Here is a 24352-nt window from a genome sequence, read left to right on the forward strand (position 1 = left end):
CTACGAGACGGTCTCGACGTGGTCGGGCTCTGGACCGAACACGAAGCGGCGGCCGGTGATGTCATTCGGAGTGATGCGCACGTAGTTGGGCTTCGCCGTCGCGACCCACGGGTACAAGCCGGCCTTATCGGCTTGCTGGATGTCGGCGTCGCTCTTCAACAACTGCGCACGACCGCGCACGATCACACTCCAGCCCTCGGCGACGTTGTGGTCATCGGCCTCGAAGATCACGGTGCGATTGCCGACGGCCGAGAAGAGTTTGGTGCCTCCGGCCGTCCGGAACAGTACGGTGCGGCCCTGGACCACGAAGTTCACCGGGAATATCTCCGGTTCACCGGCGAAGTTGGTCACCAGGCGGCCGAGCGAGGCGGTGCTCAGCAGATCCCAACTCTCGCTGTCGGACAGGACGGTGATCGGCTCGGTGCTCATGGGCTCATCCTTTCGTGCGGAATGCGGGGCGTGTCACGGATCTCGAGTACGGCATGCAAGGGTCGGCGTGGCGTCGGGGCTGGAAGCGGTTCCATCGGGGGTGCGATGCCCACCCGGATCAGAACCTGGGGTTCACCGCGCCGGCCGATCAGGTCCCGCACGATGTCGCGGCTCTCACTCGATTCGATCAGGTGGGTCAATGTGCAGCTCGCCATTCCGGCCATGGTGCATTCGAGTAGCACGCTGGAGAGTACTTCGCCGCATCGCAGTACGTCGGCTTTTCCGTCGGCGGGAGTGGACAACACGAGAATCTTCGACCAGTCGGTGGCGATCTGGGGACGGCGGTTCTGGTGACCGCGGACCGGGAACTCCCGGGCGACGTCGACCCGCAGCCGTTCGGTGTCGGATGCCAGCGCAGCCGGCGGCATTCCCTCGTGTAGCGCGAACGGCGATGTCCACCAGTCCAATTCGGCGTGGTACGAAGCGTCGTCCCGACGCAGCGCCGCGGTCAGCTGCGACGCGTCGGCCAGCTTCAGCCGTTGCTCGTCGGCGAGGACGTCGAGACTAGCGACCTGGTCGTCGATCGCGTCGCGCAGCACCGGTTCGAAATGGTCCCAGTACATGGGGCGCTCGAACGGCAGCCGATCGGTGTAGCGCTGCAGAATGGCTTCGGCCCGATTGCGATGTGCCGCGGTGACGAGATCGGTAGGGCGGAATTGCAGGGCGGCCAGATGCCCGAGGTCGTTCGGGTCGGGGAAGCGAGAGATGGTGGCTTTCCAGCCCGCGGCCGCCATCGCGACCTCGAGATGATGCAGCGTCGCGCCGCAGCTGATCAAGGCGTCGCGTCCCGAATGGTCTGTGGCACGAACGGTTCGGTTGCGGTCAGCGAAGAGGTGAACGGCGTTGGGATCGACGACCCAACGCCACGGTTGGCTGTTGTGGATGGACGGCGCGCGGCAGGCCAGCGAGACGGCGCTCTTGACGGTCTCGATGTCCACCGCACGGACGATACGGTTGCGGGCTTGCGATAGGTAGGGACCTTGGTCATTGGGCGGTATGCCCAGTGTCACCTGTGGTCATCGTGCGCGAAATATTCTGCGCTGCATGGGATAGTCGCTTGGTCGCACCGGTGCCGGGCACCGGGTGGCACTAGGTCCTCGGGAGTGATATCACCGGTGATATCAACGGGTTTCGGTCTCCGCGACGACGCGAACCTGTCGGTGCTTCTTCGTAGAATTGCGGCATGGCATCGAGTACGCGCGAGGAGATCGTCGAGGTCTTCAACCTGCTGGATGCCGCAGTAGATCGCCTGTGCGACTTGACGTTCGATGCGTTCACCGCTCCGGAGTTCATGCGCGGAACGGAGCGCCTGGAAAAGGCGGTCCGCCGGTTGCGCACACCGCAGCACACGCTGATCAACCACCTCCACACCCAGGCCACCGAAGAAGAGCTTGGCGGCAAACTGCGCGCGGCGCTGGCTGACCGGCTGCGCATCACCCGAGCCGAAGCGGGCAGGCGCATCGCCGAAGCCCACGACCTCGGCCAGCGCCGCGCACTCACCGGTGAACCACTGGCACCGCTGCTGACCGCCACCGCCAAGGCTCAGCGCCAGGGTCTGATCGGTGACGCGCACATCAAGGTGATCCGCACCTTCATCGCCCACCTGCCCAGCAGTATCGACGTGGGCACCTGGGAGGCGGCCGAGGCCGATCTGGCCGGCAAAGCCTGCGACTTCCGCCCCGACCAGGTATCCAAATATGCCCACGAATTGATGGCGCTGCTGCATCCCGACGGTGACTACACCGAGGAGGAACGTGCCCGCAAACGCGCCCTGATCCTCGGCCCGCAGCAGTACGACGGCATGTCACGGATCGGCGGGCTGATCACCCCGGAACTACGGGCGCTGATCGAGGCGGCGTGGGCCAAACTCGCCGCCCCCGGAGCCGGCGTCCCGGACGGGGACACCGATGCTCGCAGCCAACCACAGCGCAACCACGACGCCATGGTCACCGCTATCCGCACCCTGCTCGCCACCAACGACCTCGGCACCCACCACGGGCTCCCGGTGTCGATCATCGTCACCACCACGCTCAAGGACCTCGAAGCCGGCGCCGGCAAGGCCCGCACCGCCGGGGGCACCCTGGTGCCGATGTCCCAGCTGATCCGCTGGGCCGCGCAGGCACATCACTACCTGGCGGTCTTCGACCGGGCGAAGCCTCTGGCCCTGTTCCACACCAAGCGGTTCGCCAACCTGGCCCAGCGAATGATGTTGCTGGCGAAGGACGGCGGCTGCACCCGCCCCGGCTGTACCATCCCCGGTTACCAAACCGAGGTCCACCACGTCACCCGATGGACCGCCACCCACTACACCGACATCGACGACCTGACCCTGGCCTGCGGCATCGACAACCGCCTGGCCGAAACAGGCTGGACCACCCGCAAGAACGCCAAGGGTGAGACCGAGTGGCTCCCACCCGCCCATCTCGACCACGGTCAGCCGCGGATCAATACGTTTCACCATCCGGAAAAACTGCTCGCACCCGATGACGACGAACCCGGATGACCGCGCTTCGCATTGCGCCCCTCACCTGGCATTCTGTACGGATGGCAGGCAATGAGTTGGACCCGATCCGCGCCAGAAGCGCGTTGGCGGTCATCAAGCAGAACCCCGGCATCGTGCTCTTTGCGATGTCGCCGCTGATCGCGCTGGTGGCTGTCACCTGGTATTTCGCCGGCGCCGGTTGGGGCATTGTGCTTGCCCTCGTGCTGCTGGTCGCCGGCGGCGCCCTCGTTCTCCGTAAGCGCTGACGCCACGGCATGCGTTCGTGGTGGGGGTGGGGCACGCTCGAACAGGCCCTCACCGAGCAGGAGACCAAGGAACTGGTGGCCCGGGTAGCGGCAATGCTGCCCGGCCACGACCTCACCGACCATCGGCCGCCCGACCCGAACACGCTCGGGTTGCCGAGTTCAACTATCACCCCGCCGCAATCGCTGGCCGCGTTGTGCTCGTCCCAAGTGGTGGATCGCGCCGGGCACGCGCGGGGCAAGGCTTTCCGTGACGTCGCGCGAAATCTGCAGGGGCGCCTCGATCATCTGCCTGACCTGATCGTGCGACCACGACGCGAACAGGATGTCGTGGACGTCCTGGATTGGTGTACCCGCGAAGGGATTCCGGTGATTCCCTACGGCGGCGGCAGCTCCGTCGTCGGCGGCGTGGAGCCTCGCTTCCAGGAGCCCGCGATCACCCTGGACGTCAGCGCGATGAGCGCGGTGGTCGAGGTCGATCAGGTCAGCCGCGCCGCTCGGATCCAGGCCGGCGCCCTCGGCCCGTGGATCGAGGACCAGCTGCGTAAGCACAACCTCACGCTGCGGCACTTCCCGCAATCGTTCGCGTTCTCCAGCCTCGGCGGCTGGCTGGCCACCCGCGCCGGCGGGCACTTCGCCACGCTCTACACCCACATCGACGACCTGACCGAATCGGTGCGCGTGGTCACCCCGGCAGGTGTCAGCGAGTCGCGCCGGCTGCCCGGTTCGGGCGCGGGACCGTCCCCCGACCGGCTCTTCGTCGGCTCGGAGGGCACCCTCGGAGTCATCACCGAGGCATGGATGCGGTTGCAGTACCGCCCACGCTGGCAGGTCACCGCGTCGGTCGCGTTCGAGAACTGGCCGGCCGCCGTCGCCGCCACCCGCACGGTCGCCCAAGCCGGCCTGTACCCGGCGAACTGCCGGTTGCTCGACCCCGCCGAGGCATTCCTGAACGCAGGCGCACCGGCGAGTGGCGGACTGTTGGTCCTGGCTTTCGAATCTGCCGACCATCCGATCGACCCCTGGCTGAACCGCGCACTGGAAATCACCGCCGAACACGGTGGCACGGTCATCTCCCGGCGCAACCGCGAACCTGACAGTGACGCAATAGAAGACAGAACAGACGACGCGTCGACCAACTGGCGCTCGTCCTTTCTGCGGATGCCCTACCAGCGAGACGCGCTGGCCCGCCGCGGCGTCATCGCCGAGACGTTCGAAACAGCTTGCACCTGGGCCGGATTCGAGGACTTACACAACGCGGTGACCCGTGCCGCAACCGATGCGATCCAGAAGGTCTGTGGCACCGGCGTGGTGACCTGCCGGTTCACCCATGTCTACCCCGACGGTCCGGCGCCCTACTACGGCATCTACGCCGCCGGGCGGTGGGGTTCTCTCGATGCGCAGTGGGACGAGATGAAAGCCGCTGTCTCCGAGGCGATCAGCGCCACGGGCGGCACCATCACCCACCATCACGCGGTCGGCCGAGACCACCGCCCTTGGTATGACCGGCAGCGTCCCGATCCGTTCGCCAAAGCGCTGCGCGCGACCAAGCATGCGCTGGACCCGGCCGGGATCCTCAATCCCGGCGTGCTCGTTGGATAGTGGCGGCCCGCTTCGCCCGGCACCGCCGCGCTCGCGACCGCCACGTTGGATAGTGGCGGCCCGCTTCGCCCGGCACCGCCGCGCTCGCGACTGCCACGTTGGATAGTGGCGGCCCGCTTCGCCCGGCACCGCCGCGCTCGCGACCGCCACGTTGGATAGTGGCGGCCCGCTTCGCCCGGCACCGCCGCGCTCGCGACCGCCACGTTGGATAGTGGCGGCCCGCTTCGCCCGGCACCGCCGCGCTCGCGACTGCCACGTTGGATAGTGGCGGCCCGCTTCGCCCGGCACGGCCGGCGATCAGCCGTGCCCGATGTGCAACAGCCGCGCGAGGTTGGGCAGTTTGACCCGGGGGCGTCCGTGTGGCTCGCCGGCTGACCGCTCGAACTGGTCGATAACGTCCCAGTGCTCCGATGTGACCACCTTGGGCTGCCGCTCGGTCAGCCAGTCCGTGAGCCTGTCGGCGTGGTCGTCGGGGAATTCGGCCAAAGCCCCCTCAGTTACCAAACCGGCTAGATCGGCGATCAATGTGTCGACGGTCTCCTGGGAGTCACTCTTGTTGGTGCCGATCACGCCGGTCGGCCCTCGCTTGATCCAGCCGACGACATATTCGTTGCGACTGCCTTCGACGCGGCCGCCGGTGTTGGGGATGGTCCCGCGCCTCTCGTCGAACGGCAGGCCCGGCGTCGGGACGCCGCGGTAGCCCACCGAGCGGACGACCAACTGCACCGGAAGCTCCTCGCGTTCACCCGTGTCCTTGGCCGACACCCAGCCGCTTTCGTCGGTGACCAGTTCATTGCGGCCCAAGACGATGTGCTCGACGTGTTCGGTGCCCTTGATCTCGATCGGAGAGGTCAGGAACCGGAACACGATCCGGCGATGGCCCGGACGCGGTTCGCGCTCCGCGTAGCCTCGCAGCACCTTGATGTTCTGTTTGGTCGTCTTGCCCGCCGCCTCGGCGTCCTCGTCGGTGATGCCCTCGAACTGGGCTGGGTCGACGATCACGTCGACCCCTTCGAGCTCGCCGAGTTCGCGCAACTCCAACGTGGTGAACGCCGTCTGCAGCGGGCCGCGCCGGCCGATGATGATCACCTCTTCGACGCCGCGCGGACGCAGCGACTCCAGCGCGTGGTCGGCGATGTCCGTGAGCGCCAGCACGTCGGGGTCGGTTACCAGGATGCGTGCGACGTCGATCGCGACGTTGCCGTTGCCCACCACCAGGGCCCGGGCGCCGGACAGGTTCGGGGTCTTGTCCTCGAAGTGGGGGTGCGCGTTGTACCAGCCCACGAAATCCACTGCGGAGATGCTGCCCGTCAGGTGCTCCCCGGGAATGTTCAGCGGTTTGTCCGACTGGGCGCCGACGGCGTAGATCACCGCGTCATAGCGCTCGGCGAGTTCCTGGGCGTGCACATGTTCGCCCACCGCGACATTGCCGAAGAACCGGAAGCGGGGGTCGGTAGCGGTCTTCTCGAATTGTTTGCTGATCGACTTGATCTTGGGGTGGTCGGGCGCGACGCCGGAGCGCACCAAACCCCACGGTGTCGGCAGCATCTCGAGCATGTCGACGGCCACGTCGATCTCGTCGGTCGTGTCAGCCGCCTTCAGTAGGGAGGCGGCGGCGAAGAAGCCCGACGGCCCGGAGCCGACGATGGCGACGTGATAGGGACGCATGTAGAAGGATGCTAGACGGTGGTGCCGGTAACGTTGTCGCCTGTGGAACCTGACCGTCAAGCCGATATCGCCGCACTGGACTCCACCCTCACCACGGTGGAGAGGGTGCTTGACGTCGAGGGTCTGAGAAGCCGGATCGAGAAACTCGAACAGCAGGCGTCCGACCCCAACCTGTGGGACGACCAGGCCCGCGCGCAGCAGGTGACCAGCGAACTGTCGCACACCCAGGGGGAATTGCGCCGGGTCGAGGAGTTGCGCGGCCGCCTCGATGACCTGCCGGTGCTCTACGAGCTGGCCGCCGAGGAACAGGGCCCCGCAGCCGAAGCCGCCCTCGCCGAAGCCGACGCCGAACTCAAGGCGCTGCGCGCCGACATCGAGGCCACCGAGGTGCGCACACTGCTGTCCGGCGAGTACGACGAACGTGAGGCATTGGTCACAATCCGTTCCGGTGCGGGCGGCGTCGACGCCGCCGACTGGGCAGAGATGCTCATGCGGATGTACATCCGCTGGGCTGAGCAGCATAAGTACGGCGTCGAGGTGTTCGACACGTCCTACGCCGAAGAGGCCGGCATCAAGAGCGCGACCTTCGCCGTGCATGCGCCGTTCGCCTACGGAACGCTTTCGGTGGAACAGGGCACCCACCGACTGGTGCGAATCAGCCCGTTCGACAACCAAAGTCGACGTCAGACATCGTTCGCGGAGGTCGAGGTGCTGCCGGTGGTGGAGACCACCGACCACATCGAAATTCCCGAAGGCGACCTGCGCGTCGACGTCTACCGGTCCAGCGGTCCGGGCGGGCAGTCGGTCAACACCACCGACTCGGCGGTTCGTTTAACCCACATCCCAACGGGTATTGTCGTGACTTGCCAGAACGAGAAGTCGCAACTGCAGAACAAAGTTTCAGCGTTACGAGTGCTTCAGGCAAAGTTGTTGGAGCGCAAGCGTTCCGAAGAACGCGCGGAGCTGGACGCCCTGAAAGGCGACGGCGGCAGCTCCTGGGGAAATCAGATGCGGTCATACGTATTGCACCCCTACCAGATGGTCAAGGATCTGCGCACCGAGTTCGAGGTGGGCAACCCGGCGGCCGTCCTGGACGGAGACATCGACGGATTCCTGGAAGCCGGGATCCGATGGCGCAACAGAAAAGATGACGACTAATAACACTGCGTTCAACATGAACATCGCCTCCGCGGCGCAGCGATGGCACGACTTTTGGCGTGGCCCGCTCGGCGAATGGATCATCACCAGAGGGCTGCGCGTCGCGATGCTGGTCATCGCGGCGGTGCTGGCCGCCCGCTTCGTCAGCTGGGTAGCTCAACGGATCAGTCGCCAACTCGACCTCGGCTTCGCCGAAAGCGACGCGCTGGTGCGATCGGAGGCGACCAAGCACCGCCAGGCCGTGGCCTCGGTGATCCGCTGGGTGTCGATCGTAATCATCGCGATCATGGTGATGATGCAGATCGCCGACGTTCTGCAGTTCTCGGTGGGGGGCCTGGTCGCGCCGGCCACCGTCGTGGGCGCGGCATTGGGTTTCGGTGCCCAGCAACTGGTCAAGGACCTGCTGTCCGGGTTCTTCATCATCGTCGAGCGCCAGTACGGGTTCGGTGACCTGGTGAAGCTCACCATCCAGGGTTCGACGACCGACGCCACCGGCACCGTCGAGAACGTCACACTGCGGGTGACCAGGCTGCGGTCAGCGGACGGCGAGGTGTTCACCGTCCCCAACGGTCAGATCGTCAAGTCGGTGAACCTGTCCAAGGACTGGGCCCGCGCCGTGGTGGACATCCCGGTGTCGACGAACGCCGACCTCAACCGGGTCAACGACGTCTTGCACCAGGAGTGCGAACGCGCCCAGGACAACCCGTTGCTAGGCGAGTTACTGCTGGATTCGCCCACGGTGATGGGCGTGGAGAGCATCGAGGTCGAAACCGTCACGCTGCGCCTGGTGGCGCGCACGCTGCCCGGCAAGCAGTTCGAGGCCGGCCGACTGTTGCGGGTCCTGGTCATCCGCGCGCTGGCCCGGGCGGGCATCGTGACCGCGGCCGACGCGACGATCGGGGTGGTCGACGACGCGGGGATGCCCGCGGCCGACGAGGTGACCGACGCCGACAAAGGGTCGGTGGCCCAGCGATGAAATTCGAACTGAATCTGGCACAGCGGCTCAAAGACAGTAGGGAGCGGCGCACTCCGAGCCACCTGTTCGGCGGCCGGGTCCGCACCTCGACCGTGGTACTTGTCCTGGCGTTCTTCGCGCTGTGGTGGACCTACGCCACCTATCGGCCGCAACCCGAGCCGGCACGCAGCGACAATCCGCCTTCGCAGGTGGTCCCGCCCGGTTTTGTCCCCGATCCCGGTTACACGTGGGTGCCGCGCACCCGGGTGCAGCAGCAGCCCGTCACCACCACCCCGACGCCCACGCCGACGACGACCACAACTCCGCCGCCTCCGCCGACCACTACCACCACGACGACGCCACCGGGTTTGCCGTGCCTGCTGCCGCCACCCTTCTGCCCGGCGACGACTACCCCGACCACACCGCCCGCCAACCAGCAACCACCCGCGCAGCCCGGGCCCGGTTCCTCGCCCGTTCCGGGGCCCAGCTCGGCGCCTCCGGCGCGCTGAGTTTCGCGCCCCGGCGAACTACCCGGCTACACTGGCGTGCCGTGATGATCACCCTGGAACATGTCACCAAGCAGTACAAATCGTCGGCACGTCCGGCTTTGGATGACATCAACGTCAAGATCGACAAGGGTGAGTTCGTTTTCCTCATCGGTCCGTCGGGATCGGGCAAGTCGACGTTCATGCGGCTCTTGCTGGCCGCGGAGACCCCGACCACCGGCGATATCCGGGTCTCGAAGTTTCACGTCAACAAGCTGCGCGGGCGCAACGTGCCCAAGCTTCGCCAGGTGATGGGCTGTGTCTTCCAGGACTTCCGGTTGCTGCAGCAGAAGACGGTCTACGACAACGTCGCCTTCGCGCTGGAGGTCATCGGCCGCCGCGCCGACGCGATCAACCGGGTGGTCCCCGAGGTGCTCGAGACGGTCGGCCTGTCAGGCAAGGCCAATCGGCTGCCGCACGAACTCTCCGGTGGTGAGCAGCAGCGGGTCGCCATCGCCCGCGCGTACGTCAACCGGCCGTTGGTACTACTGGCCGATGAGCCCACCGGCAACCTCGACCCAGACACCAGTAAGGACATCATGGATTTGTTGGAGCGGATCAACCGCACCGGGACGACGGTGTTGATGGCCACCCACGACCATCACATCGTGGACGCGATGCGCCAGCGCGTGGTCGAGTTGTCATTGGGCAGGCTGGTTCGCGACGAACAGCGCGGCGTCTACGGGATGGATCGCTAGTGCGCGTCGGATTCCTCCTCAACGAGGTCGTCACCGGCCTTCGTCGCAACGTCACCATGACGATCGCGATGATCCTGACCACCGCGATCTCCATTGGCCTGTTCGGTGGTGGGCTGCTGGTCGTGCGGTTGGCCGACAACTCGCGGGCCATCTACCTCGACCGCGTCGAGACGCAGGTGTATCTCACCGAAGATGTGTCGGCCAACGATCCCACCTGCAACGGCGATGTCTGTAAGGCACTGCGTAACAAGATCGAGGGCCGTCAGGATGTCAAGTCCGTGCGGTTCATCAACCAGCAGGACGCCTACGCCGACGCGATCAAGAAGTTTCCGGAGTTCAAGGACGTCGCGGGGAAGGACTCTTTCCCGGCGTCGTTCATCGTCAAGCTGAGCAACCCCGACCAGCACGCGGAGTTCGCTGCCGCGATGGAGGGTCAGCCGGGGGTGCGCGGCATCCTCAACGAGAAACAACTGATCGACCGGCTGTTCGCGGTGCTGGACGGGTTGAGTAATGCCGCGTTCGCGGTCGCGCTGGTGCAGGCCATCGGGGCGATTCTGCTGATCGCCAATATGGTGCAGGTCGCCGCGTATACGCGCCGCACCGAGATCGGCATCATGCGACTGGTCGGGGCCAGCCGTTGGTACACGCAGTTGCCGTTCCTGGTGGAGGCGGTACTGGCGGCGACGATCGGTGTGGTGATCGCGATCGTCGGGCTGATTCTGGTGCGCGCGTTGTTCCTGGAGGGCGCGCTGAGCCAGTTCTACCAAGCGCATCTGATCGCCAAGGTCGACTACGCCGACATCGTGTACATCTCTCCGATCCTGCTGCTGCTCGGCGTCGCGATGTCGGGGTTGACGGCGTACGCGACGCTGCGCCTCTACATACGGCGGTAGCGGTGGCCACCAAGGCGCGCCGTAGCGACGGCAGACAGATCATCGCCAGCAACCGCAAGGCTCGGCACAACTACTCGATTCTCGAGGTGTTCGAGGCGGGCATCGCGCTGCAGGGCACCGAGGTCAAGAGTCTGCGCGAGGGACACGCGTCGCTGGTCGACGCGTTCGCGACCGTCGACGACGGCGAGATCTGGCTGCGCAATGTGCACATTCCGGAATACCGGCACGGCAGCTGGACCAACCACGAACCGCGGCGCAACCGCAAGCTGCTGCTGCACCGCCGCCAGATCGACACCCTGATCGGCAAGATCCGCGAGGGTAACTACGCGTTGGTGCCGCTGTCGATGTACTTCTTCGAGGGCAAGGTCAAGGTCGAGCTGGCGCTGGGCCGCGGCAAGCACGCGCACGACAAGCGTCAGGACCTGGCCAAGCGCGACGCCCAGCGCGAGGTGATCCGGGAACTCGGCCGCCGGGCCAAGGGCATGGGTTGATGGCCGAAGACCCCGTCATCAGGGAGCTCTCCGCGGCGGTCGAGCGCAGCCCCGACGTGGTCGAGCTGCGGGTACATCTCGCGCGGTTGCTGGCAGACAAGGGGCGCTACGCCGAGGCCGTCGGACACTGCAGCGCCGCACTGACGCATCAGGCCGGCAACGCCGACGCGCTCAGCCTGTTGCAGCGCTGTAGCGCGGCGCTGTCGGGGGCGGGGGCGGTCGGGCCGCAGTTCGACTGGTCGAGCGCCGAACAACAGGTCGCCGACATCATCGAGCCCGCGTTCGTCGAGGACAGCGCTGAGGTTGTGAACGAGGGTGACTACGACGTGCTGGAACGCAGCACCGTGCGCCTGGCCGACGTCGCCGGCATGGCCGATGTCAAACAGCAGCTTGAACTTTCGCTGCTGGGCCCGATCCGCAACCCCGACCTGATGAAGGCGTTCAAGATCTCGGCCCGCGGCGGGCTGCTGCTGTACGGACCGCCAGGATGCGGCAAAACGCATATCGCCAAGGCAATTTCGGGTGAGCTGGGCGCCGGCTTCTACCACGTGGGAATCGCCGACGTCCTGAGCCGCTGGTTGGGGGAGAGCGAACGCAGCGTCCGCGCGGTCTTCGACGTTGCCCGCCGTAATGCGCCCTGCGTGTTGTTCTTCGATGAAGTCGATGCGCTGGGTCATCGCCGCTCGGCGCTCGGCGGCAACTCCGGAATACGCACCGTGGTCAACGCGCTGCTGGAGGAACTCGACTCGGCCGGTTCGGCGAACGACGGCGTGTACGTGCTCGGCGCGACGAACGCCCCGTGGGATGTCGACCCGGCGTTGCGCAGGCCCGGGCGCTTCGACCGGACCATCTTCGTCGGACTGCCCGACGCCGAGGCCAGGGCCAGCATCATCCGTTACCACCTGCGGGATCGGCCGGCGGCCGGCATCGACCTCAAGGCCGTTGCCGGGCGCACCGAGGGGTTCTCGGGTGCCGACCTAGCCCACGTCTGCGACAGCGCAACACAATTGGCGATGGCCGACTCCATGCGCAGCGGACAGGTCCGTCCCGTCTCGATGGCCGACGTCAACGCATCCCTTAAGCAGATCCGGCCCAGCACCGGGCCGTGGTTCGAGACCGCGCGCAACGTCGTCGAATTTGCCAACAACGACGGGAGCTACGACGACCTGGCGAAGTATCTGCGCCGCAGGAAAACTCGGTAATGACCCAGCCTGGCCCCGCCTCGGTGGCCGAGGCCATCGTGGTCGCCGACGCGTACATCGCGTCCAAGAACTACTCGCGCGCGCGTGACGTGCTGCGCCAGGTGCTGGCCGCACATCCCAACGATCCGGGGCTGCTGGCGCACTACGCGCGTGCTGAGTATTTGCTTGAAGACCATGCCCAGGCGGCGGCGAGCGCCTACGCCGCCCTGTCCGCGGCTCCGCACGACGAACTCGCCATGCGTATCTACACCCTGGCGCTGGACGGCCAGGGACGCGGTCAGGAAGCAATGCGGATGGCCTGGCGGACGGTGGCCGAGCACCCGAATGAAGCTCTGGCGCATCGGCTTTACGCGTTGCTGCTGCGCAAGGCGCGGTTGTGTGAGGAGGCACTTGTCGAGGTGGACGCAGCGCTGCGGCTCGCGCCGGCAGACGTTGAAGCTCTGATCTTGCGGGGTCGTATTCTGTACGACCTCGACTTGGTGCGACAGTCCAACGCCGCATATGGGCGGGCGCTTTCACTGGATCCCGATAGCGCGGAGGCTACCCACAACCTGGCTGTGAACCGGCTTTAGAGCGGCAGGCTGACCCGATCCATCCGAGGACTCCTGAGCGCCGGGGCAATGGACCCGGCTCTTGGTGATCTCATCCGCCGAAACATCGGCACGGTCGCGGTAAGGGCGGCGCGCCGAATCACCCTGCTGGCAATCGTCCTCGGTGTGCTCATGTCTGTGGTGTGGTCTCTGCGCAATGACGGTCATTCAACGGTCACGCCGAGGCTGATCGGTGGTCTGGTCATCATGCTGCTTCTTGCCACCATTTCCTGGTACTTCCGTCCTATCCCGCCGGGGTTGTTGAAAACGGTGTTCAGGCAGCACGGCTACCTGGCTGTCCGCCTCAGTCATGCCTTCTTGACGGTGTTGCTGGCAGGTTGCGTCGTGGTATTCGGCGGACCCGACTTGATCAGTAAGTCGGGGGTGTTGCTTGCCACGAGTGGAGTCCTTTTCGCGTTCGCGGGACTGATGACCGGCAATTGAAAGCCTAATATTCGACCATGTCGGCTCCCACAATGTCGCCCGCGCCGATCCGTTTCTGCGCCGAGGCGTGGTTCGCGATCGTAAAGCGACTGCCGCGCAGGATAATCCGTCAATGACTCAGCCCGGCCCCGACCCGGTGGCCGAGGCCATCGCGGTCGCCAACGCGTACATCGAATCGAAGAACTACCACCGTGCCGGTGAGGTGCTCCGTCAGGTGCTGGCCGAACACCCCGAGGATCCGGGGCTGCTGGCACATCAGGCGCGCATCGAATACCTGCTCGGCGACTACGCACAGGCCGGTTCCATCGCCTACACCGCGCTGTCCGCCGCACCCCATGACGAACTGGCCATGCGGATCTATACGCTGGCACTGGACGGGCAGGGCCGTGGTTACGAGGCGCTGTGGATGGCGTGGAAGACGGTGACCACCCACCCGAATGAGGTTCTAGCGCATCGGCTTTACGCCCGGGTGCTGCAGAAGGCCCGCCGCTTTCCCGACGCACTGGTCGAGGTCGACGAGGCGCTGCGGCTCTCGCCCGCCGATGTCGACACGCTGGTGTTGCGCGGCGCCATCCTGCATGATCTCGGCCGCATCGCAGAGTCTTCCGCGTCATACGAGCGGGCGCTGTCGTTGGATCCTGGTAACGCCGAAGCGTTGAACAACCTAGCTGTCAATCGGCTTCGGGGCGGCAAGTTCGGTCACGCGTTGCGAGGGTTTCTCGGGGCCGCGGGCAACGACCCGGCGCTCGGAAACCTGGTCCGCCGCAACATCGGTGCGGTTCTGGCGACGATCTTGCGGCGGGTCACGGTGCTGGCACTGGTCGTGGGCATCTTGTCGGCGTTCGTCGGTTCCTCGCGCGGCGCGGATTTCCGCACCGTGATGATGCAGATGCTGATCGTGATTGGCCTTGTGGTGCTGATCGGCAACTTCGTCTGGCTGCTGCGCACGGTACCGCGCCGAACGTTGGCCTCAGCCGCACGAAGCCGGCCGGGTGTAGTGGTGCGCATCGTGCATGCGGTGCTGGCGGCGGTCGTTGGGGCGTGCACAGTGGTCTTCGGCGGGCCGTGGGCAATCCCGGCAGGAGTGCTCGTCGCCGTCAGCGGACTGTTCATCGTGCGGTTCGGCCTGTTCGTCTAGGTGGTGGCTCCTCGGGATGGTGGCGACCCGCTTCGGCCGGCTTCGCCGTCCTTGTAATCGCCACTAGGATCCGATCCATGGCCGAACGTCCCGTGACCCTGCTCGACAAGTCCGACGTCCTGACAGGTCTGTTCGCCGTCTGGGACGATCTCGATGCGCTGCTGAGCGGGTTGTCGGAGGCGGATTGGCAGACGCCGAGCGCGCTGGCCGGGTGGGACGTCAAAGCGGTGGTGTCTCACATCATCGGCACCGAGTCGTTTCTGCAGGGCATCAGCCCGCCCGAACCCGACATCGACGTCAAAGCGCTCGACCATGTGCGCAACGACATCGGGGTGATGAACGAGTGCTGGGTTCGTCACTTGAGCGGGGAATCGGGTGCGCAGGTGCTGGCCAAGTTCCGCGAGGTCACCGGCGCACGTCGCAAAGCGTTGGAGAGCATGTCCGACGACGAGTGGAACGTCGTGTCCTTCACCCCCGCCGGACCGGACAGCTACGGACGCTTCATGCGTATCCGGGTGTTCGACTGCTGGATGCACGAGCAGGACATCCGGATCGGTCTGCAACAGCCTTCGTCGGTCGAAGAACTTCAGGGACCAGCGTTGCGGTTGTCGCTCGACGAGGTCGAGACGTCGATGGGATTCGTCGTCGGGAAACTGGCGAAAGCGCCCGAAGGTTCGCGGGTCCTGTTCGACCTGACCGGGCCGCATCCGCGCCAGGTGCGGGTCAGCGTCGACGGTCGGGCTCAGCTGGTCGACGACTTCGGCGGCGCAGACCCGACGGCAACGATCCGGGTCGACGCGTTGCAGTTCACCCGGCTTGCCGGCGGGCGCCCGTTGTGCCCGCTGCGGAGCCAGGACGTCGAACTGATCGGTGACCAAGACGTGGCCGGCCGGATCGCCGAGCGTCTCAACTTCGTTATTTGACAGCACTTTTCGTCGCACGGAGCGACTTGGATCACACCTGGCTCGCAGATGTTACGCCTCGGTCTAGATGGGTAGCCGTGAGTTACGGGTGCCTTTGCGCCGACTAAATCCGTAAGACTCAGGGAGGTCTACACATAATGACTGCACCAGATACGACCAGACTGCTCGCGCAGCTTCGCACTCTGCTCGATCTGACCAACACCGAAATCCAAATCGCCGAGACTCGGGTGATTCAGGCTCGCACGGAGGCGGTACGCCGCGAGCTCACCCAGAATGCTGAAAATGGCCGCAAGCGAGCAGAATCCATTCAGGCGTCGATCCGGGACCTGGGCGGCTTCCCGGACGTAATCGGCCCGTTCCTGGGTCGTGCGGCCGCTGCCGTCAAGGCGCTGACCGAGCAGGCAGAGCCGTTCGACGAGGCGCTGCTGGGTGACCTCGCGCTCGAAGACCAGCTGCTGGACCGCGCTCGCTACACCAAGGCCCTGGCGATCGCCGCCAAGAACAAGAACGTCGAGAACCTGGCCGACCGTCTGATCACCGCGCACACGGCGACGGTGGAATGGCTGACCACGGTGCTTGCCGAAGACGCGCTCGGCGGTCCGGCGGCGCTGCGTCGCACCCCGGTGCAGGCTGCCGCTGGCACTGCAGTGAAGCTGGTCAACCTGCCGGTCACCTGGTCGGCCCGCGGCATCGACCGCGCCGTCGAGAGCCTGCGCAACGCCGGCCCGGCGTTCCGGGAGTTGGTGGAGCGCGGCGGGAACGCCAGCAAGATCGCTGCCAAGGCCTTCTCCGCGTCGCAGAACGCTGCGCTGCGTGCGGCCGAGCGCGTCACCCGTAACGAGGGCGCAGACGGCGCGGCCGACGCGCTGCACGAGGGTCGTGAGGCGGTGGGCGTCCTGGACGCCAGCGAGTTGCCGATCAAGAACTATGACGACCTGAACGTCAGCGATGCGGTCGCTGCGATCAAGGACCTGACCGCACCTCGCGACGTGCGCGTCATGATCGCCTACGAGGAGGCGCACAAGGATCGGGCGCGCATCGTCTCGGCTGCGCAGACCCGCGTCGCCGCCATCGCGAAGGAAGCCGTCGGCATCAGCTAGCACGATGTCTCGATCGAGTCCCCCCGGTCCGCTAACCGGGGGGGCTTGGTCGTGGGTGGCCGGGGGAAGATAAATGCGTTGCCGCTGGTTGATAGAGGCGTACCATTGGGAGTCCTGCTGAGTAATCGGTGGGGATGCTCGAAGCAACAAAGACAAGGGGCTGAACGGTTTCGACTTCGCGCATCGAATCAAGGGAAGCGTGCCGGTGCAGGCAAGAGACCACCGTAAGCGTCGTTGCAACCATATAAGCGCCGATTCACATCAGCGCGACTACGCTCTCGCTGCCTAAGCGACGGCTAGTCTGTCGGACCGGGAACGCCCTCGGCCCGGACCCCGGCATCAGCTAGAGGGATCCACCGATGAGTTCGGTCGCGGGACTCATCGGGACACCAACAGCGACTGGGATCGTCATCCTGGCTAGTTCGCGTGACCAGGAGATCCGAGCAGAGACATAGCGGACTGCGCACGGAGAAGCCTTGAGGGAATGCCGTAGGACCCGGGTTCGATTCCCGGCAGCTCCACCAACGAGGGCAGTGATCCCGCTGGGCTTTACACCCTTCTTGAAACGACCCTCCGGCTGGCCCACTGGCGACCATCTGTCAGGGTGGTGAGCATGACTGCAGACAAGCCCGAGATCGATTTCCCCGGCGGAGAGCCGCCCACCGACCTGGTCATCACCGACGTCGTCGAGGGCGCCGGCGCGGAGGCCACCTCCGGTAAGACTGTGGTCGTGCACTACGTCGGCGTGGCCCACTCCACCGGCGAGGAGTTCGATGCTTCCTACAACCGCGGTGAGCCGTTGACGTTCCGGCTCGGCGTCGGCCAGGTCATCCAGGGCTGGGACCAGGGTGTGCAGGGCATGAAGGTCGGCGGTCGCCGGCAGCTGCTGATCCCGGCCCACCTCGCGTACGGCGATCGTGGCGCTGGTGGCGTCATCAAGCCCGGCGAATCGCTGATTTTCGTGGTGGATCTGCTCGAAGTCAGATAGCGACGAGCAGCAAGTGCGGTGAATTCCCGGTAGATCAGATCAGTCCGGGTATCAACGCTTTTCGCTCGGGTGGGTAGTCAGAAAACTTCTCCCGGTACCACTTGTGTGTGGCGAACGCCCGCGGGATCAGATTGCCTGCCGTGATCAGAAAGATGATCACGCCGGCCAGCGACCACGTCAGCAGGGCAAACCCGGCCCACGCGATCAGCTCGCCCAGGTAGGCCGGGCTGGTGACGAACCGGAACCCCCCGCCGTACGGGATCTTGTACTCGGTTGCGCCCGGGTTCGCCTTATCGCGCAGGTTGCGCACGATCGATTCCGACCGGACCAGCAGGACGAATCCGCCGAGGTAAACGACCAGCCCGACAAGAAACCGTGGATCGGTCAGCCAATCGGCGCCGTACTGATGCTTGTAGTCGTGGCTGAAGAACGCTCCGTTGAGATAGCCGTGCATCGTGGTGATCACCATGCCGAAGGCGAGCACGACGATGTTGAAGCTGCCGCGCTTGCCCGGCACCTGCCTGATCGACAACGGGAAGAACCAACCCCGGTTGCCGTAGTGCATCAGCCAGATGGCCGCGAGTACCAGCGGCGTGACGTCGAATCGGCGCGGCCCGGTGAGGAAGAAAATCGCGAACACCACGGTTGCGGGTATCTCCATCAGCCACCAGCCGAGCTTGGGATTGAGATTCACGCCGCGCGCCGTAGCGCCGAATCGGCCGTACGGACTCTGCCGGAACAGGCCGCCGATGATCACCAATGCCGCGATGACCAGACCCATCGTGACAACGGTGTCGTACGTGGTGTTGCCGGTGTACCAGTTCATCAAGCTCCCTTCGAGACTCGACATCGTTGAGCGGTTGAGCTACGCCTGCCGCACCAAAACACCTTCTACTAGTACGCGATCAGCGAGGTGTCGGCGGACATGAAAAACTGCCCACTGGCGGACATGAAAGTGCCCATTCGCGGCCAATAAGAACTGCCCACCGGCGGACACGAAAGTGCCCGCAGGCGGCCATGAATCTGCCCAGACCTACTTGATGCCGTTCGGCGCGTCAGCGCCGTTGCGGCCTCTCCTGCGGTTTCGATGTCGATGCCTAGTCGACCCGACAACCCCAGGAGAGACCTACTTGAAGTCTGACGGAGAACTCATGGAAATACTCAATGCCTACGACCTGACCGGCTCCTACCGCGCCGCGGCCGAGCTGTGCGGGTGCTCGCACCACACCGTGAAGAAAGCGGTCGAAGACCGCGACGCCGGCCTGCCGCCGGCCACGCGGCGGGCCCGAATGATCGACGACTGGCGCGACCTGCTGGAAACCTGGGTGGCTGATTCGAAGGGCAAGATCCGCGGCGACAAAGCCCACGACAAGTTGGTGGCGTTGGGCTACACCGGTACCGACCGCACTACCCGCCGCGCGCTGGCGGAGATCAAAGCGCAATGGCGACTGGGCAATACACGCGTGCACCGGCCCTGGATTACCGAACCCGGACTATGGCTACAGTACGACTTCGCCGACGGCCCCCTTGTCGCCGGCCGCAAGATCGTGCTTCTCGTGGCCTGGCTGGCCTGGAGCCGCTATCGGGTGGTGATCGCGTTGCGCGACCGCACTGCGCCCAGTGTGTTCGCCGGCCTGGACCGGATCTTCCGCGTCATCGGCGGTGCTCCGACCTACCTGCTCACCGACAACGAGAAGACCGTCACAACTGGACACATCGCTGGAGTTCCGGTCCGCAACCGCGCCGCGGTCACCTTCGGCCGCTACTACGGCATTTCGGTGCTGACGTGTGAACCCGCCGACCCAGCCACCAAGGGTGGAGTGGAGAACGCGGTGAAACTCGCCAAAGCCGACATCGTCCCTACCCAGACCAACCTGCTGCCGCAGTACGACTCGTTCGCCGACGTCGAAGCCGCATGCGCCGGGTTCACCACCGAGATCAACGCCCGCGTGCACCGAATCACGGGACGCCGGCCGGCCGAGATGCTCACTCAGGAACGCCCGGCCCTGCACGCGGTCCCTGACCTGCCCCACACCGCCGCGTTGGGGGTGACCCGCCGGGTTCCCGACAACACCCCGATGGTCACCTTCGACCACTGCCAATACTCGCTGCCCGCAATCCTTCTGGGCCAGACAGTGTGGATCCGCGACCACGACAGCACCGATGAGGTGGTGATCTGCGCCCTTGATGACGGCGGCCCAGTGGAGGTGGCCCGGCACCGCCGCGCCACCCCCGGTAGCCCCGCCATCAACGATGACCACTTCCCTGAGCATCGGGACAGGGTGCCCGGTGATTACCGGGTGCGGGCCCGCACCGTCAGTGAGCAGACGTTCCTGGCGCTGGGGCCGGGTGCGGCGGTGTGGCTCAAAGAAGCCGCCGCCGTCGGCACCGAACGAATCCTGCAGAAGATGGCCCACGCGGTCGAACTATCCGCGCTGGCCGGCCGCGCCGATGTCGACTGGGCGCTCGGTCATGCCGCCGTGCACGGCCGCTTTGCCACCGGCGACCTCGATTCCATCCTCGCCAGCAAGGGCATGGACCCCACCCGCCGCGGCGCCGACGAAGACACCTCCCTGGCGCAAGGCACCAGCGGGTGGAACTTGTTCGGGCGCACCGTTATCGACGCTGACGAGGCAGGCATCGCGTGACCACCACCACGACCACCAAGCCGCTACCCGCCGACGTCGAAGCGCTGATGCGTGGGCTGCGGTTGCCGCACGCCCGCGCGATCGCCGCCGACGTGCTGGCCACCGCCCGAGCTCAACGCTGGGACCCCACCGAGGTCATCAAAGCGCTGCTGACCGAGGAAGCCGCCGGCCGGGCCCGATCCATGCTGGCCGCCCGCCGCAAAGCCGCCGGCTTCCCGACCGGAAAGACATTTGACGTGTGGGACCCGAATGCGTCGTCGATCCCGTTACCGACCCAACAGGCGCTGCAGACCCTGGAGTGGGTGCGTCGTAGGGAGAACCTGGTGGTCTGCGGGCCCGCTGGCACCGGCAAGACATTCTTCCTCGAAGCGTTGGGGCAGAAGGTCATCGAGGCCGGGATGCCGGTGGCGTGGTTCACCCTCGAGCAGATCGGGATCCTAGTTCGGGCGCACCGCGCTGACGATTCGTTGGGCAAGGCCGTGGCCAAGATCGTACGTGCCGAGCTCGTGGTGATTGACGACGTTGGACTGTTGCCAGTCGGCGCCGATGCCGCTGAAGGGCTCTACCGCATCGTCGAAGCCGCCTATGAACGGCGCTCGGTGGCGATCTCATCAAACCTGCACCCCAGTGGCTTCGATGAGCTGATGCCCAAGACGTTGGCGACAGCCACCGTGGACCGGCTGCTGCATCACGCGCACCTGTGCCAGACCAGCGGAGACTCCGTGCGGCTGGCCCAAGCCCTGCACGGGAAGGGAGTCAAACCCTTGAGCTAACAACGGCCACAACCACCGGCGGCGGACACACCCTCATGGGCAGATTCGTGTCCGCCACTGGGCAGTTCTTACTGGCCACCTACGGGCAGTTCTCATGTCCACCCACGGGCAGTTTCAGCTGTCCATTGACAGCGAGGCGTGCGGGGGCTGTGCGGATTAGCCGTCCTTCATGTCCTCCCAACGCTTGTCGCAGCTCCCGCACCCGCGGGCGGGAAGCCGGGCAGATTGTGCCAATTCGTTCGGCCGCACCCGATGATTTAGACATATCGGGAGTGGATTGGACAGGTGGCCGGTGACGTCAGCGTCCTCGACGTGTTGAGAACCCCGTGGCACAGGCGTGGGTTCGGACGGTGATCCATCCTGTCTGCGACATCGACGTGCCGATTCCTCGAGATCGGTTGACGCGGCTGGCAACCTGGGGGTGCCCTCCGATGAGCGCGTCGGCTAGATCGTTCCCGTGCCAGACATCATCGTCGCCCACCGATTCCCCAGCCGTGCTGGACCGGGCCGGTATCGGCGGCTACGAGTTCATCTTCGAGCTGCACGACTGCTAATCGCACTGCGGCGCAAGAATTCCGCAAGAATAACGCGAACCTCGGGCAAGCGACCGCTCGTAAAACTAAACCCATGTTGCGATTAACTATTTTGGGTCTGACCACCGTCGGCTCTCTGCTCATCGGTTCCGGATTGGCCGCAGGTACCGCCCAGGCTAATCCCGCTCCGATGGTCTGCCAGGATGGAAGCACGTTAGCCACCCCGACCAACAGTTGCACCTACCAATGGTGCCCAGGGTCACCGATCATGAAGAACATGCCCAATTGGGACATGAACGTCTGCCACCCTTGGTATTTCGACCAAAACAGCCCGGTGACCAACTCGACCATCATCGAAGGATTTCCGCCGCCGTATCCGCCAGGGCCACCGTGCATACCCCTCATCACACGACTCATTTGCGACTGACTGGAGGTGCGGTCGCTAACCATTCTGACCTGAGAGGTTGCGTACGCGGGCGGTGGGTGGCTGGCCGCCGAGGCGGTGTCGCCCCGGGCCACCCACCACCGGTGGCGTGATCAGCTCCTTGATCTGAAAGCCGAGGACCAAGCGTCTCGAAAACCTCGAACCCGAGGAACGCGACGCTCAAGCGGGCTGTTGGCGGATGCGCAGTGGGAGAAATCGGTTGACCCGGCTGCGCCAAGATCGGACAACCGGGCCTCCCGAAAACCTCACACAGATTAGACGCATATCTTGGTCGTAAGGTCGGACGACATCCGAAGGAGTATCGGTGGCTGTGGAGTTCCGTTGACCGGAGACCGCCCCAATTGGGGCTGGGGGGACAAGGAGCCGGTGCCGATGTTCACCGAGGCCGAGATCCGCTCAGCCTGCAACGACTTCTGCCTGCCCGACATCGACACTGACAGCGTCATTGAGCGACTCAATGAGAACCGTCAGAGCCAGCGGGCTGCCGGGCGAGATTTAGGCGAGGGTGGTCCGTCCGAACGAGGCCACGGGTCGTAGCGCTCTTCGCGTCGACGGGTTCACTGATGGTGACCATGCGACAAAAGAGGCGGGCCCGGAAGGTGGTCCAGTTGCGCGTTGGCGTCGCACCTGGCGGGAAGCTCACCCCAGCCGCACGGCGGCGTTCTGTGGTTGGGACGCCAGGTCGATACCTAACTGTTGGCGGCGGTCTCGATGGGGCGATTGGTGCAAACTGTCACGAGATCCCGCGGCGTGGGCATAAGCTCCGGCTACCTGGCGATCAGTATCGGTTGGGCACCTTCGGGTTGCCCTGAGCTGGTGGGAGCGGTGCGGTGTCATATGTTGTTGTGCTGCCCGAGACGATGTCCGCGGCGGCGACCGACCTGGCTTCGATTGGCTCGTCGATCGCGGCGGCCAGCCAGGGCGCGGCGGGTGCCACCACAGGGGTACTGGCCGCAGCCCAGGACGAGGTGTCAGCGGCCATCGCGGCTTTCTGGTCCGTCCACGGCCAGGGCTATCAAGCTCTCAGCGCGCAGGCGGCGGCATTTCAAGAGCGGTTTGCGCAGGCGTTGACCGGCGCGGCCGGGCAATATGTCGCCGCTGAGGCTTCCAACGCTTCGCTCTCGGAAGCCTTTGTATTCACCCGGGTGACCAACGCCCTCCTCACCGGTATCTCTGGGGCGCCGGCGGCTGCACCTTTCGCGGCGGCGCAAGTAGGAATCTTCGCCGACATACAGTCACTGGCAAACAGTCTGGAAGCTGCGATGTGGCCGGTGAAATCCCTCCTGGCTTTATCCGGATTCGAAACACCGCTTGCAGCGGCAAATAATGCGCTTTGGCGACTGCTGGAAGTCCCGCCGCTGGCGTGGTACATCGGCAACGGCCCGACACCGTACTTGACCTGGCCGCTGGGACTATCGGTCCAGTACGGGGCTTATGACGGGATGAGCGTTGTACAGATCACCCCGCCTCATCCGAGCGGCGAATACGTAGTTGCGATTCACGGCGGCGGGTTTATCCTTCCGCCCTCGATCTTCCACTGGATCCATTACTCGGCGATGTCCTACCAAACCGGCGCGACGATGGAAGTGCCTATTTACCCGCTGGTATGGCAAGGAGGTACCGCCGGCACGGTCGTACCGACAATGGCCGGCCTCATCTCCTCGCTGGTCACGCAACACGGGGCCGCCAACGTCAGCGTGACCGGCGACTCCGCGGGCGGCAACCTCGCCCTAGCGTCCGTCCAATACATGGTGAGCCAGGGCGACCCCGTACCGTCGCGCATGGTGTTGCTGTCTCCCTGGCTGGACATCGGGTCGCCGTGGCGTGACGTGTGGTCCATGCAGCTCGCCAATATGTGGGCGGGAAATCTGGCCGTGAACAACTATCTGGTGAGTCCCCTATATGGGTCACTCGCCGGACTACCGCCAACGTATGTCTACTCGGGCTCATGGGATCCACTCGCGGCCCAGGCGTCTGTCCTTCAGCAAGCAGCGTTAGCCCAGGGGGCCCCTTTGAGCTTCGTGCTGGACAACTTCCAAGTACACGACTGGGTGCTGTTCACGCCGTGGGGCTCGCTCTACTGGCCGCAGATCAATCAGGAACTCGGTATCGCAGCCTGATGCTGACTGGGGTTTCTCCGGGCGCCCCAACACTGATTCCGACGATTGACGTAAGGAAAACGGCCGACCGTTTCATGCGCGCTGCGACACGGTCCGAGCCTCGGACGCTGAACAAACATGAATTGACGCGAGTGCGTATCGCCCGACCCCGCGGTGGGTAATTGCCTATTACGCAGGGGTCCACTAGGCGAAGGCGAGTACGCG

26 protein-coding genes and 1 other RNA gene are annotated in these 24352 nt (G+C 65.3%); 22 read left to right on the forward strand and 5 right to left on the reverse strand.

Features of this window, described 5'->3' with window-relative positions:
• Positions 1-429 carry a pyridoxamine 5'-phosphate oxidase family protein gene (locus JX552_RS08350; RefSeq protein ID WP_205876902.1) on the reverse strand — a complete coding sequence of 143 codons (429 nt, stop codon included), beginning with the start codon at positions 427-429 and terminating at the stop codon, positions 1-3.
• Positions 426-1421, reverse strand: coding sequence for an Acg family FMN-binding oxidoreductase (locus tag JX552_RS08355; protein WP_241011107.1), 996 nt, complete (start codon positions 1419-1421; stop codon positions 426-428). Before JX552_RS08355 ends, JX552_RS08350 begins: the two co-directional genes overlap by 4 nt.
• A 251-nt stretch (positions 1422-1672) precedes the next feature.
• On the opposite strand from JX552_RS08355, the gene JX552_RS08360 reads away from it, so the two are divergent.
• Genes JX552_RS08360 through JX552_RS08370 form a run of 3 tightly spaced genes read left to right on the forward strand, consistent with a single transcriptional unit; the run spans position 1673 to position 4836 of the window.
• A complete protein-coding gene (locus tag JX552_RS08360) occupies positions 1673-2992 on the forward strand; it encodes an HNH endonuclease signature motif containing protein (RefSeq protein WP_205876904.1) in 1320 nt (439 codons plus the stop codon).
• A 41-nt stretch (positions 2993-3033) separates the two neighbouring features.
• The gene (locus JX552_RS08365; protein WP_205876905.1) at positions 3034-3237 is read left to right on the forward strand and encodes a hypothetical protein; all 204 of its coding nucleotides are present in this window, start codon (positions 3034-3036) and stop codon (positions 3235-3237) included.
• 9 nt (positions 3238-3246) lie between these two features.
• Positions 3247-4836: an FAD-binding oxidoreductase gene (locus tag JX552_RS08370; protein WP_205876906.1), complete on the forward strand. Its 1590-nt coding sequence runs from the start codon at positions 3247-3249 to the stop codon at positions 4834-4836.
• 297 nt (positions 4837-5133) lie between these two features.
• Here the strand turns inward: JX552_RS08370 and JX552_RS08375 are convergent, their stop codons facing one another.
• The gene (locus tag JX552_RS08375; RefSeq protein WP_205876907.1) at positions 5134-6504 is read right to left on the reverse strand and encodes an FAD-dependent oxidoreductase; all 1371 of its coding nucleotides are present in this window, start codon (positions 6502-6504) and stop codon (positions 5134-5136) included.
• A 42-nt stretch (positions 6505-6546) separates the two neighbouring features.
• Here JX552_RS08375 and prfB point away from each other — a divergent pair, with 42 nt between their 5' ends.
• The 14 genes from prfB (at position 6547) to JX552_RS08445 (ending at position 17629) form a co-directional block, all read left to right on the forward strand.
• Positions 6547-7662: a peptide chain release factor 2 gene (prfB, locus tag JX552_RS08380; RefSeq protein ID WP_205876908.1), complete on the forward strand. Its 1116-nt coding sequence runs from the start codon at positions 6547-6549 to the stop codon at positions 7660-7662.
• Complete coding sequence (locus JX552_RS08385; RefSeq protein WP_431195936.1) at positions 7652-8638, forward strand: mechanosensitive ion channel family protein; 987 nt, start codon at positions 7652-7654, stop codon at positions 8636-8638. Before prfB ends, JX552_RS08385 begins: the two co-directional genes overlap by 11 nt.
• Positions 8635-9126 (forward strand): Rv3103c family proline-rich protein, encoded by a 492-nt coding sequence (locus JX552_RS08390; RefSeq protein WP_205876909.1) that lies wholly within the window; start codon positions 8635-8637, stop codon positions 9124-9126. Before JX552_RS08385 ends, JX552_RS08390 begins: the two co-directional genes overlap by 4 nt.
• 44 nt (positions 9127-9170) lie before the next feature.
• Positions 9171-9860 carry a cell division ATP-binding protein FtsE gene (ftsE, locus tag JX552_RS08395; protein WP_065135400.1) on the forward strand — a complete coding sequence of 230 codons (690 nt, stop codon included), beginning with the start codon at positions 9171-9173 and terminating at the stop codon, positions 9858-9860.
• A complete protein-coding gene (gene ftsX / locus JX552_RS08400; RefSeq protein WP_205876910.1) occupies positions 9860-10753 on the forward strand; it encodes a permease-like cell division protein FtsX in 894 nt (297 codons plus the stop codon). Before ftsE ends, ftsX begins: the two co-directional genes overlap by 1 nt.
• A 2-nt stretch (positions 10754-10755) precedes the next feature.
• Entirely contained in the window at positions 10756-11244 is a 489-nt protein-coding gene (gene smpB / locus JX552_RS08405; RefSeq protein ID WP_205876911.1) for an SsrA-binding protein SmpB, read from the forward strand.
• Positions 11244-12446 (forward strand): AAA family ATPase, encoded by a 1203-nt coding sequence (locus JX552_RS08410; protein ID WP_205876912.1) that lies wholly within the window; start codon positions 11244-11246, stop codon positions 12444-12446. Before smpB ends, JX552_RS08410 begins: the two co-directional genes overlap by 1 nt.
• Positions 12446-13018, forward strand: a complete 573-nt coding sequence (locus tag JX552_RS08415; RefSeq protein WP_205876913.1) for a tetratricopeptide repeat protein — start codon at positions 12446-12448, stop codon at positions 13016-13018. The genes JX552_RS08410 and JX552_RS08415 overlap by 1 nt, the downstream gene beginning before the upstream one ends.
• A gap of 48 nt (positions 13019-13066) precedes the next feature.
• Positions 13067-13480, forward strand: coding sequence for a hypothetical protein (locus JX552_RS08420; RefSeq protein WP_205876914.1), 414 nt, complete (start codon positions 13067-13069; stop codon positions 13478-13480).
• A gap of 112 nt (positions 13481-13592) precedes the next feature.
• A complete protein-coding gene (locus tag JX552_RS08425; protein WP_205876915.1) occupies positions 13593-14618 on the forward strand; it encodes a tetratricopeptide repeat protein in 1026 nt (341 codons plus the stop codon).
• Positions 14619-14695: 77 nt separating this feature from the next.
• Complete coding sequence (locus JX552_RS08430) at positions 14696-15541, forward strand: maleylpyruvate isomerase family mycothiol-dependent enzyme (RefSeq protein WP_205876916.1); 846 nt, start codon at positions 14696-14698, stop codon at positions 15539-15541.
• Positions 15542-15678: 137 nt separating this feature from the next.
• Positions 15679-16641, forward strand: a complete 963-nt coding sequence (locus JX552_RS08435) for a ferritin-like domain-containing protein (protein ID WP_205876917.1) — start codon at positions 15679-15681, stop codon at positions 16639-16641.
• A 156-nt stretch (positions 16642-16797) separates the two neighbouring features.
• Positions 16798-17165: a transfer-messenger RNA gene (gene ssrA, locus JX552_RS08440) on the forward strand.
• 89 nt (positions 17166-17254) lie between these two features.
• Positions 17255-17629 carry an FKBP-type peptidyl-prolyl cis-trans isomerase gene (locus tag JX552_RS08445; protein WP_205876918.1) on the forward strand — a complete coding sequence of 125 codons (375 nt, stop codon included), beginning with the start codon at positions 17255-17257 and terminating at the stop codon, positions 17627-17629.
• 34 nt (positions 17630-17663) lie between these two features.
• On the opposite strand, the gene JX552_RS08450 is transcribed toward JX552_RS08445, so the two are convergent.
• A complete protein-coding gene (locus JX552_RS08450) occupies positions 17664-18455 on the reverse strand; it encodes a phosphatidylethanolamine N-methyltransferase family domain-containing protein (RefSeq protein ID WP_205876919.1) in 792 nt (263 codons plus the stop codon).
• A gap of 304 nt (positions 18456-18759) precedes the next feature.
• Here JX552_RS08450 and istA point away from each other — a divergent pair, with 304 nt between their 5' ends.
• From istA to JX552_RS33255, 3 genes are all read left to right on the forward strand, one after another.
• Positions 18760-20277: an IS21 family transposase gene (gene istA, locus JX552_RS08455; protein WP_065137463.1), complete on the forward strand. Its 1518-nt coding sequence runs from the start codon at positions 18760-18762 to the stop codon at positions 20275-20277.
• Between the two features lie 47 nt (positions 20278-20324).
• A complete protein-coding gene (locus tag JX552_RS08460; protein WP_065137472.1) occupies positions 20325-21050 on the forward strand; it encodes an ATP-binding protein in 726 nt (241 codons plus the stop codon).
• Between the two features lie 431 nt (positions 21051-21481).
• Positions 21482-21604, forward strand: a complete 123-nt coding sequence (locus tag JX552_RS33255; RefSeq protein ID WP_277396052.1) for a hypothetical protein — start codon at positions 21482-21484, stop codon at positions 21602-21604.
• A gap of 219 nt (positions 21605-21823) precedes the next feature.
• Here the strand turns inward: JX552_RS33255 and JX552_RS08465 are convergent, their stop codons facing one another.
• Complete coding sequence (locus tag JX552_RS08465) at positions 21824-21988, reverse strand: hypothetical protein (protein ID WP_205876920.1); 165 nt, start codon at positions 21986-21988, stop codon at positions 21824-21826.
• A 412-nt stretch (positions 21989-22400) separates the two neighbouring features.
• Here JX552_RS08465 and JX552_RS08470 point away from each other — a divergent pair, with 412 nt between their 5' ends.
• Both JX552_RS08470 and lipY read left to right on the forward strand, forming a co-directional pair.
• On the forward strand, positions 22401-22565 hold the full coding sequence (locus JX552_RS08470; protein ID WP_205876921.1) for a hypothetical protein: 165 nt from the start codon (positions 22401-22403) through the stop codon (positions 22563-22565).
• 323 nt (positions 22566-22888) lie between these two features.
• Positions 22889-24148 carry a triacylglycerol lipase LipY gene (gene lipY / locus JX552_RS08475; RefSeq protein WP_241011108.1) on the forward strand — a complete coding sequence of 420 codons (1260 nt, stop codon included), beginning with the start codon at positions 22889-22891 and terminating at the stop codon, positions 24146-24148.
• Positions 24149-24352 lie beyond the last annotated feature (204 nt).

This window comes from Mycobacterium gordonae (assembly GCF_017086405.1).
GTDB classification, from domain to species: Bacteria; Actinomycetota; Actinomycetes; order Mycobacteriales; family Mycobacteriaceae; genus Mycobacterium; species Mycobacterium gordonae_D.

Bases quoted from the DNA above. Each gene is read 5' to 3' on its own strand.
- JX552_RS08350 (WP_205876902.1), bottom strand. From the start codon at position 429: ATGAGCACCGAGCCGATCACCGTCCTGTCCGACAGCGAGAGTTGGGAT.
- JX552_RS08360 (WP_205876904.1), top strand. From the start codon at position 1,673: ATGGCATCGAGTACGCGCGAGGAGATCGTCGAGGTCTTCAACCTGCTG.
- JX552_RS08365 (WP_205876905.1), top strand. From the start codon at position 3,034: ATGGCAGGCAATGAGTTGGACCCGATCCGCGCCAGAAGCGCGTTGGCG.
- JX552_RS08370 (WP_205876906.1), top strand. From the start codon at position 3,247: ATGCGTTCGTGGTGGGGGTGGGGCACGCTCGAACAGGCCCTCACCGAG.
- JX552_RS08375 (WP_205876907.1), bottom strand. From the start codon at position 6,504: ATGCGTCCCTATCACGTCGCCATCGTCGGCTCCGGGCCGTCGGGCTTC.
- JX552_RS08385 (WP_431195936.1), top strand. From the start codon at position 7,652: ATGACGACTAATAACACTGCGTTCAACATGAACATCGCCTCCGCGGCG.
- JX552_RS08390 (WP_205876909.1), top strand. From the start codon at position 8,635: ATGAAATTCGAACTGAATCTGGCACAGCGGCTCAAAGACAGTAGGGAG.
- ftsE (WP_065135400.1), top strand. From the start codon at position 9,171: ATGATCACCCTGGAACATGTCACCAAGCAGTACAAATCGTCGGCACGT.
- JX552_RS08410 (WP_205876912.1), top strand. From the start codon at position 11,244: ATGGCCGAAGACCCCGTCATCAGGGAGCTCTCCGCGGCGGTCGAGCGC.
- JX552_RS08415 (WP_205876913.1), top strand. From the start codon at position 12,446: ATGACCCAGCCTGGCCCCGCCTCGGTGGCCGAGGCCATCGTGGTCGCC.
- JX552_RS08420 (WP_205876914.1), top strand. From the start codon at position 13,067: ATGGACCCGGCTCTTGGTGATCTCATCCGCCGAAACATCGGCACGGTC.
- JX552_RS08425 (WP_205876915.1), top strand. From the start codon at position 13,593: ATGACTCAGCCCGGCCCCGACCCGGTGGCCGAGGCCATCGCGGTCGCC.
- JX552_RS08430 (WP_205876916.1), top strand. From the start codon at position 14,696: ATGGCCGAACGTCCCGTGACCCTGCTCGACAAGTCCGACGTCCTGACA.
- JX552_RS08435 (WP_205876917.1), top strand. From the start codon at position 15,679: ATGACTGCACCAGATACGACCAGACTGCTCGCGCAGCTTCGCACTCTG.
- JX552_RS08445 (WP_205876918.1), top strand. From the start codon at position 17,255: ATGACTGCAGACAAGCCCGAGATCGATTTCCCCGGCGGAGAGCCGCCC.
- JX552_RS08450 (WP_205876919.1), bottom strand. From the start codon at position 18,455: ATGAACTGGTACACCGGCAACACCACGTACGACACCGTTGTCACGATG.
- JX552_RS08460 (WP_065137472.1), top strand. From the start codon at position 20,325: ATGCGTGGGCTGCGGTTGCCGCACGCCCGCGCGATCGCCGCCGACGTG.
- JX552_RS33255 (WP_277396052.1), top strand. From the start codon at position 21,482: ATGAGCGCGTCGGCTAGATCGTTCCCGTGCCAGACATCATCGTCGCCC.
- JX552_RS08465 (WP_205876920.1), bottom strand. From the start codon at position 21,988: ATGAGGGGTATGCACGGTGGCCCTGGCGGATACGGCGGCGGAAATCCT.
- JX552_RS08470 (WP_205876921.1), top strand. From the start codon at position 22,401: ATGTTCACCGAGGCCGAGATCCGCTCAGCCTGCAACGACTTCTGCCTG.
- lipY (WP_241011108.1), top strand. From the start codon at position 22,889: ATGTCCGCGGCGGCGACCGACCTGGCTTCGATTGGCTCGTCGATCGCG.